This is a genomic window from Burkholderia sp. Bp8986, assembly GCF_003854225.1.
Classification (GTDB): domain Bacteria; phylum Pseudomonadota; class Gammaproteobacteria; order Burkholderiales; family Burkholderiaceae; genus Burkholderia.
This window is the reverse complement of the sequence record NZ_QTQM01000086.1, coordinates 1-7,930: the sequence shown is the minus strand read 5'-3', so window position 1 is coordinate 7,930 and position 7,930 is coordinate 1. Positions and strand designations below refer to the sequence as shown.

Genomic DNA, 7,930 nt, shown 5'->3' with positions numbered 1-7,930 from the left:
TTCATGTGGCGTTGCTTTCCCTTGCCGCTGCCGTCATCTGTTCTCGCTTCGTCGAGGACTTGTGTTAGCGACTCTAAGCGCGACGAGGTCGACCGTGGAGAGCGCGATGGCGTGAGTACGGCCGAGCGTGAACGCATCAAAGCCTTGGAGCGCGAGGTCAAGGAACTGCGCCGGACCAACGAGATTCTCAAACTGGCGAGCGCATTTTTCGCCCAGGCGGAGTTCGACCGCCGTTTCAAGTCCTGAAGGCCTTCATTGATCAGCATCGCGACACCTTCGGGGTCGAGCCGATCTGCAAGGTCTTGCGGATTGCCCCGTCGGGCTACCGACGCCATGCAGCACAACTTCGCGATCCGTCGAAACGCTGCGCTCGCGCGAAACGCGATGAGCTTTTGCAACCGGAGATCAAGCGTGTCTGGCAGGCCAACATGCAGGTCTACGGCGTGCCGAAGGTCTGGAAGCAGATGAACCGGGAAGGCATTGCGGTGGCACGCTGCACGGTCGGACGGTTGATGAAGCTGCAGGGCTTGCGTGGCGCAGTTCGCGGTAAGCGTGTTCGCACGACGATTGCCGATGTGAGCGCGCCGCGCCCGCTGGACCGAGTCAACCGGCAGTTCAAGGCTGACCGACCGAATCAGCTCTGGGTGTCGGATTTTACGTATGTCTCGACATGGCAAGGCTGGCTGTACGTGGCATTCGTGATCGACGTGTTCGCCCGCCGTATTGTTGGCTGGCGCGTCAGTTCGTCGATGACCACGGACTTCGTTCTTGATGCACTTGAACAGGCGTTGTACGCACGCCAACCAGGTGACGACGGGACCTTGATACATCACTCCGATAGGGGGTCCCAACTTAGGTTCACGGAGTCGTCGCAACACCCATCGTTATGTTGCGGATAACAGTTCGTGGAATGCTTCCGATGGCGTCTTCCATCCAAGCGTTTTACGTGGTCGACAGTTCAGTGTGTTCGCGACCGCGTCGAGTTCACGCTCGGTATATCGACTCATATCTGTACCTTTCGGAAAGTACTGTCGCAGTAGGCCATTCGTGTTTTCATTCGTCCCGCGTTGCCATGGACTCTGGGGATCACAGAAGTAGATTTCCAGAGCCGTGTCGATTCGTAGCTGTACATGCTGGGCCATCTCTGCGCCTTGATCCCATGTCAGTGATCGCCGCAAATGCTCGGGTAGTAGCGCGATCTTTGTCGCGATTGCATTGCGAACAGCCTCTGCCCCGTGACCTGCCAGCGCTGGCCCGTTCTTGAGGCGTGCCCCGACTCCATGCCCCTCCATTGGAGGAAGATGCAGCAACATCGTGAACCGGGTAGTGCGTTCAACCAGAGTGCCAATCGCCGATCGGTTGAGGCCAATGATCAGGTCGCCTTCCCAATGTCCAGAAACGGCGCGGTCAGTGATTTCGGCCGGGCGTTCACTGATCATAACCTCCGCAGTGACGAAGTGCTTCCCACGCTGTTGCGTCCTGGCCCGCGGTACGCGTAGCGCTCGGCCCGAACGAAGACAAGCAGTAAGTTCGCGCCGTAACGCACCCCGGCCTTGAATGTAGAGCGCCTGATAGATGGCTTCGTGAGAGATCCGCATAGATTGATCGTCGGGGTAGTCCATCTGAAGTCGCCGACTGATTTGTTCCGGACTCCAGCAGGTGCCCCAGCGACGGTCCGTGCGGCGTCCTTGTCTTCGCCCCTTCCACGGAACGTTAGGCCCGGGAATCGGCTTGCCTCGGAAGTCGGTGACCTTTCCAGCCAGGCGTTCCTGCACGTACGTCTTCAGCCGGTCGTTCCCTGCCAGCTTCGAGGGCTTTGGACGTTCGGCCGCGCGTTCAGCCTTCCACTGTGCGTATTTCGGCGAACGTGACCGCCGATTTCGGGAACGTGACCGATTCGGCGGGGTTCAGCGTTGCGCGGTGTCGATTGTAGATTTTGTTGTCAGTTCTGGTCGAGTTCGGTCTCCAGGACGTTGGGTTTCGGGGATGTTTTTCTGAGCGATTCGCCGGTGAGCGTGATCCGGTGATGGCGCTGCATGAGACGGTCGAGCATCGCATCGGCGATGGTCTCGTCGCCGATCCAGCCATGCCAGTGCTCGATCGGCAACTGACTGGTCACGATGGTGGCCTTGCCCGCCGCGCGGTCGTCGATCATCTCGAGCAGATCGTTTCGAACCACCGCGTCGAGCGGAGCCATTCCCCAATCGTCCAGCAGGAGAACATCAACGCGGGCGACCTGCAGCAGCCATTTGGTGAAGCCGCCGTTGCCGTGCAGCACGCGCAGTTCCTCACCGAGTCGGGGCACACGCAAGTACAACGCGGAGTGCCCGCGCCGGCAGGCGTACTGCGCAAGGGCGCACGCGAGCCATGACTTCCCCGCGCCGGTTGGGTCGCTGATGAGCAGGCTGTAGCCGGCTTCGACCCAGTCACCGAGTGCCAGGCTCGTGAGCGAGCGCGGGTCGACGCCGCGACCGGAACGGGTGTCGAGGTCCTCGATGGCAGCCTGCGGATACTTGAGACGCGCCTGCTTGAGCAGTCGGGTGCGACGGCGATCATCACGCCCAGGGTATCGCTTGCGTCGCGGTTTGGGCGGTGGAAGTAGTGGTTCGATCAGTGTCCACAGCTCGTCATCGATGATAGGTGCCGGCATTCCTTGATCCGTTGTTCAGGCATCCAAGGTTAACCGTTTCGTCGGAAAGTAAACAGCCCTTCCGGGCTCTTTTTGAACTGGCCTCTAACGGATTTCCGAAAATATTGAACTGTTGTTGAAAGTCGAAAACGGTGGCGCGCAGCACAATGATCCGCTTTACTGTACTGGTGTAAGCGGAGCCCCTTCTTGAGCGAACCGAGGACGGTCGTATTCTTCGTCAACCCACCCAACAGCAACGACCTAAATACCCACGACGCGGATGAAATCGTCGTTTCCAAAGGTGTTCAACATACCGACTGGGCCAATTTCCCGCACCTTGGCATCCTCTCACTCGCGTCCTACGTTAATTCCCTATCGAACCTTGAAGGCCACTATGTCGATGGCGTGATTCACCCGCCTGACCGCATCATTGACACCATCCGCGAACGAGCTCCCAAAACCTTGGCCGTATGTCTCGGTGCCATCACCGCCAACTATGAGTCCGCGATCCATATCGCCCGCGCAGTCAAGGCGATCGATTCGCGTATTGCGGTCGTCATCGGCAACGACCACTTCACCGCGTTGAGCCACGAAGTCCTGAGCCGTCACAGCACCGTCATCGATTGCGGATTCGTCGGAAATGAAGTGTATTCGGGCCTTGGCGACTACCTGCTGGATCTGCAGCAGTCCCGGACGACCGGCATCTATCCCGGATCAGTCCGATGGGAAGCCGGGCGTATCGTGTCTGATCCCGCCATCCGCGAGAAAATCAATCAGATTATTGAGTACGGCCTGATCGACCGGACGTTACCGCATAGCGCCGTTTACACGAAGAACTTCACCCGTCGCCTGGGTGGTCGAATTTTTGAATTGACCGGCCACCGTGTGAAGAAGGGGGTTCCTGTCGAGATCGGACGCGGCTGTATCAAGTTTGGTGGCGACGATGCCTGTTCGTTCTGCTCAATCCAGTATGGTGGTATGTGGAAAAACGAGTTGCCTGCGGAACACGCATGGTCAGCCATTCACCGGGCGTGGGAGGCCGGCTACGACTACCTGTATATAACCGCGGACGAGTTGCCGCTGACGTTCGCCCGCCTGATGCTTGATATGGCGGAGGCACCGCCGGCCTGGTGGCAAGCATTGCCGCCAGACGAACGTCCGGTTCTTGTCGGTTACGCACGGGCGGACGGCATGGAAAAGGAAAAGGTCCTGAAAGCGATGCACAACATCGGCTTTCGAATCCTGTTCGTCGGGGTTGATGCGGGAGCCGCTCCTTCGCTGCAGGCGCTCAACAAACCGCTTCGCAACAGCGATCCTTCTGCTGCCGCGCAGCGCATGCACGATGCCAACCTGCGCGCGTTAAGCAATGCACGCAAACACGGCATGGCGATCAAGGCGGGATTCGTACTGGGGCATCTCGGCATGAACGAGACGCTACTGGAACAGAATATCGCGACCTATTTCGAATTTTTGCAGACCGGGCGTGACGTGATCGTCAGTGCCGACATCGAATTGTTGTCGCCGGAACCCGGTTCAAAGGACTTTCTCTATTTGACCTGTCCGGAGGAGGCCAATGCGATGGCCAAACGCCTCGGACTTGACATTGGCAGCCCCTCGTTGCGGCAACATATCGCCGGGCGTTACCAGCACGTCGATATCTTCGATCGCGAAAACGCAATCGAAGACTATGTGAGTGCGTTCATGCCCGAGCTGTCCAAGGAGCGGCTGGCTGCTGCCCGTGACCGGGTGCGGCGTGAATGCGGACGGCTGGGCATCGTCGTGGGGGATGACCTTTGATGAAATTGGAGCCGGCCCTGATATTTACGACAGCTTGCATCGGTTTCGGTTTCATTCCGGGACCGGCATTGCTGCAGACCGTGTCCCTGACGCTGCAGCACGGCCGGCGAGCCGGTTTGCTGTCGGCGCTTGGCATTCATCTGGGCGCGCTGTTTCAGATTGGTGTGGTCGCCCTCGGTGCGGTGGCGGTCCTGAAAGCGTCGCCATTGGTGTATCACGCGCTCAGGACGGCAGGCGGCGGATACCTGGTCTGGCTAGGTATCCAGCGCATTCGCGCATCCGCGGATTGCACTGCCCCAAACGCGTTGCCACGAAACGTCGTATTGTCGAGCGCGTTCATTGAAGCATCAAATCCGAAATCAGCTCTGTTCTACTTTTCGTTCCTCCTGCAGTTCACCAGCCCGAAAGCCGCGCTCGGGCTGGGCTGGCAGCTTTTCCTGCTCGGAGCATGCGCAAACCTGCTCTTCTCGCTCTCAGACGTAGTCTGTATCCTGCTTGCTCATCCCTTGCGCGCAAGGCGCGCGACCAGCGGACAGGCGTTGAGGACCGGCCAGTGGCTGGCAGGCATACTGTTTGTCGCGCTTGGCGTCATCGCCATCGTTGCCGACTGAGGGAGCGTTCGGTTTTTGAATACTCGCGACGAGCACTGAAGTCCGGATGCGTGGTGGCAATCACGACCTCCGAAACATTACAACATGTTGATGCATGCGTCAGCAACTTAACGCCCGCGTTCCTCAATCGTTCCAGTTCCAATGGCCCGTTCATCTTCCCGTGCCGCTTCACGCAGGCCTCGCAGAAAACCTCTCACGCGCGAACAGTTGCTGCCGTTGCCCGTCGCGAAGGTCAGGGCGATCTCGCTCGAACATCATCTCGCGCTTGCGGCGCTGCGCTGCGGCCACGGCAGCGTCGAGCAGATGAGCGTGCTGCTCAAGGTTGTCTATCAGGTGCACTTCATGGCGGATGCCGCGCTTCGGTGCTGTGGACTGCGCGGCGACCACGAAGGCTGCTGGACGCTCCCGGCAGCCGATCACGCGGCGCTGGCGCAGGTCCTCGTGCTGCGCGACGGGCAGCTCGGTTCGTTGCCAGCGTTCCGGTATACAGACGCATGGGCACAGATTCACGCCTTCCTGGCGAGCGACGCGCTGTCGCCGCTGCCGGAACACGCCGATGTCTAGCAAGCAACTGGTCGCGGTTTTTTTGAGGGCCGAGGAATCAGTCTGTGAGCCACGCCCATAGTCGCGCTATAGCACTGGAACACGCCCCCATCCGGACAAAGCCCCTTCAAGCGCTGTCAGCGCCGGGGCCTGTTCCCCCTTGAGTAAAAAGGCGATTGCAGCTTCGGCATGTGCGCGGGCCGAGGCTCGCACGTCTTCCGGAAGACACAAGATCTGGCGAGTAAGGGCCTGCATCGGCGCGCCCTGCTGCCCGGGAGGCAACGCGGGAATAGACGCTATGAATCCCATGAAACGCGGCCCTCGGAATTTGTCCGGGAGCGAACCGATCTGGCTAACGAGAATTGCTGTCTGTGCGCCGATCTGTTCTTTGGGCAGCAAACGGGATGCTGCGCCCACACGCATGAAGGCAGCGAACCTTGCCAGGATCGGAAGCGCCGGGATCTGACGGGTAAGCGCGCCCAGCGGCGCGCCTTGTTGCTCTTCCGCTAACGTGGCGATCGCGTCCGCGACCCGCGCAAAAGCGAGAGCCTGCGCATCGACAGGAAGCAATGGGATTTGTCCGGCGAGGGTTTCCAGAGGACCGCCTTGTTGATCCTGACCTGCCCCCGGTTTTAGTCCGAATTGCAGTTAGAGTCCGAGGTTAAAATCCCTGGGCAACAAGCGGATCTTGTTGAGGGTATTTTTAAAGTCCGGGCCTCGCGGATTGGAGGGAAGCGCGCCCGGCTGGCCCAAGGGGGACACCAACTGTGTGTCTTCCGATCGCTCAGGCCGCGGGCCAGACGGCGTCACAACAGGGCGTCTCTGCGCCGGTATTTCGTTTGCCGACGCCCGGCAGCTCAAGCTGTTGAACAGGCGGGATATGGCATCACGAAATGACGCGGATGGAGCACTGTGCGGGTCTGGCCGCAGTGTGTACTGGCCGCCGCCCTGCAGTGAATCCGTACCACGGGTTGCTTCTGCCTGATGCATCGAGGGAAAAGACGCCGAGGAACTGGAACTGGGTTTCATGAAACCTGGTGCGATGGGGCCACATTGGACATGGCAGGATCTAACAGGCTGTTGAAATTCGGAACGATGTAAACGGGCGCTGCGAGCGGTGCGTTAGAGATATCGTATTCATGATCTTGGGCAGACGAGAGCGATGCGTGGAATGGACGAGATGCAAGAACCGCTGTTCACGACGGTAAAGCTGGAAGATTTTGTGCCGGCCGATCACCCGCTGCGGCCGCTTCGGCTGCTGGTCAATCAGGCGCTGAAGCGGCTCAACGGGCTGTTCAGCACGATCTATGCAGACAGCGGCCGGGCCTCGATTGCGCCTGAGAAGCTGCTGCGTGCGTTGCTGCTGCAAGTGTTTTATTCGGTGCGCAGCGAGCGCATGCTCATGGAGCAGATGCGATACAACCTGCTGTTCCGCTGGTTCGTCGGGCTCGCCATCGAAGACGCCGTCTGGGATCACTCGGTGTTCTCGAAGAACCGCGATCGTCTGCTCGAGCACGAGTGGTCGAAGCGTTCTTTACCGAAGTCATGAGCTTGGCCGACAAGCAAGGGCTGCTGTCCAGAGAACACTTCTCGGTCGATGGCACGCTGATCCAGGCGTGGGCCAGCCACAAGAGCTTCCGGCCGAAGGACGGCTCGGACGATCCGCCGGCTGGCGGCGGCAGCAATGTCGACACCGACTGGAAGGGCAAGCGGCGCAGCAACGAGACTCACGAGTCGAGCACCGATTCGGACGCGCGGCTGTTTAGGAAGAGCAAAGGCTCGCCGTCCATCCTGTGTTACCAGGGGCACATTCTGATGGAGAACCGATCGGGCTTGGTCGTGGGTGCTGTGGTGAGTCATGCCGATGGCTTTGGCGAACGCGCGAGCGCATTGCGCCTGCTCGATTGCGTGCCGGGCCTTCATGCCAAGACGCTCGGCGCCGACAAGGGCTATGACATGCGCGACTTTGTGCGGGATTGTCGTGCGCGCAAGGTGACACTGCATGTCGCGTGCAACGACGCGCATCAAGGTGGCAGCGCGATCGACGGGCGCACCTCTCGGCACGTCGGCTACGGCATTAGCCAAGTGATTCGCAAACGCATCGAGGAGCACTTCGGCTGGGGCAAGACCGTCGGCCGGATTCGACAGACCGTGTATTGCGGCCTCAACTGTGCGATTCGCAGACATCGTTTCACTTTTTTGAAGGCCGTTTCTTTGGCGCGTCGGAACCCGTGGCACCCGTAGGGAACGCGGGTTTCGACGCGCGCCGATGATGTTCGCCGAGGATTTTGTCGACCCGCCATTCGCGGTGCCGAATTCGCTCTTTCCGCTCGTCGTACGCACCTTCCAC

General features: G+C 59.8%; 5 protein-coding genes, 4 pseudogenes and 1 other annotated feature. Of the genes and pseudogenes, 5 read left to right on the top strand and 4 right to left on the bottom strand.

All coding sequences use genetic code 11. The annotated features are described in order from the left end of the window. Positions 1-75: 75 nt before the first annotated feature. Positions 76-866: pseudogene (locus tag DID99_RS35475) on the top strand (IS3 family transposase); the annotation flags it as partial. Continuing rightward, positions 201-317: a sequence feature (AL1L pseudoknot), on the top strand. Its footprint overlaps the pseudogene before it by 117 nt. Here the strand turns inward: DID99_RS35475 and DID99_RS35470 are convergent. Further along, a pseudogene (locus DID99_RS35470) lies at positions 859-1,898 on the bottom strand (IS30 family transposase); the annotation flags it as partial. The pseudogenes DID99_RS35475 and DID99_RS35470 sit on opposite strands and share 8 nt — an antisense overlap. A 44-nt stretch (positions 1,899-1,942) precedes the next feature. After that, positions 1,943-2,650, bottom strand: a complete 708-nt coding sequence (locus DID99_RS35465) for an ATP-binding protein (protein ID WP_311767513.1) — start codon at positions 2,648-2,650, stop codon at positions 1,943-1,945. 186 nt (positions 2,651-2,836) lie between these two features. Here DID99_RS35465 and DID99_RS35460 point away from each other — a divergent pair, with 186 nt between their 5' ends. From DID99_RS35460 to DID99_RS35450, 3 genes are all read left to right on the top strand, one after another. Continuing rightward, positions 2,837-4,426, top strand: coding sequence for a radical SAM protein (locus tag DID99_RS35460; RefSeq protein WP_124668629.1), 1,590 nt, complete (start codon positions 2,837-2,839; stop codon positions 4,424-4,426). Continuing rightward, on the top strand, positions 4,426-5,037 hold the full coding sequence (locus tag DID99_RS35455; RefSeq protein ID WP_124668628.1) for a LysE family translocator: 612 nt from the start codon (positions 4,426-4,428) through the stop codon (positions 5,035-5,037). The genes DID99_RS35460 and DID99_RS35455 overlap by 1 nt, the downstream gene beginning before the upstream one ends. A 207-nt stretch (positions 5,038-5,244) precedes the next feature. Next, positions 5,245-5,601, top strand: a complete 357-nt coding sequence (locus DID99_RS35450; protein ID WP_260444775.1) for a hypothetical protein — start codon at positions 5,245-5,247, stop codon at positions 5,599-5,601. A 66-nt stretch (positions 5,602-5,667) separates the two neighbouring features. On the opposite strand, the gene DID99_RS35445 is transcribed toward DID99_RS35450, so the two are convergent. Then, positions 5,668-6,150 (bottom strand): hypothetical protein, encoded by a 483-nt coding sequence (locus tag DID99_RS35445; RefSeq protein ID WP_124668626.1) that lies wholly within the window; start codon positions 6,148-6,150, stop codon positions 5,668-5,670. Positions 6,151-6,751: 601 nt separating this feature from the next. On the opposite strand from DID99_RS35445, the pseudogene DID99_RS35440 reads away from it, so the two are divergent. After that, positions 6,752-7,824: pseudogene (locus DID99_RS35440) on the top strand (IS5 family transposase). Here the strand turns inward: DID99_RS35440 and DID99_RS35435 are convergent. Further along, positions 7,772-7,930 (bottom strand): annotated as a pseudogene (locus tag DID99_RS35435) (IS481 family transposase); the annotation flags it as partial. The pseudogenes DID99_RS35440 and DID99_RS35435 sit on opposite strands and share 53 nt — an antisense overlap.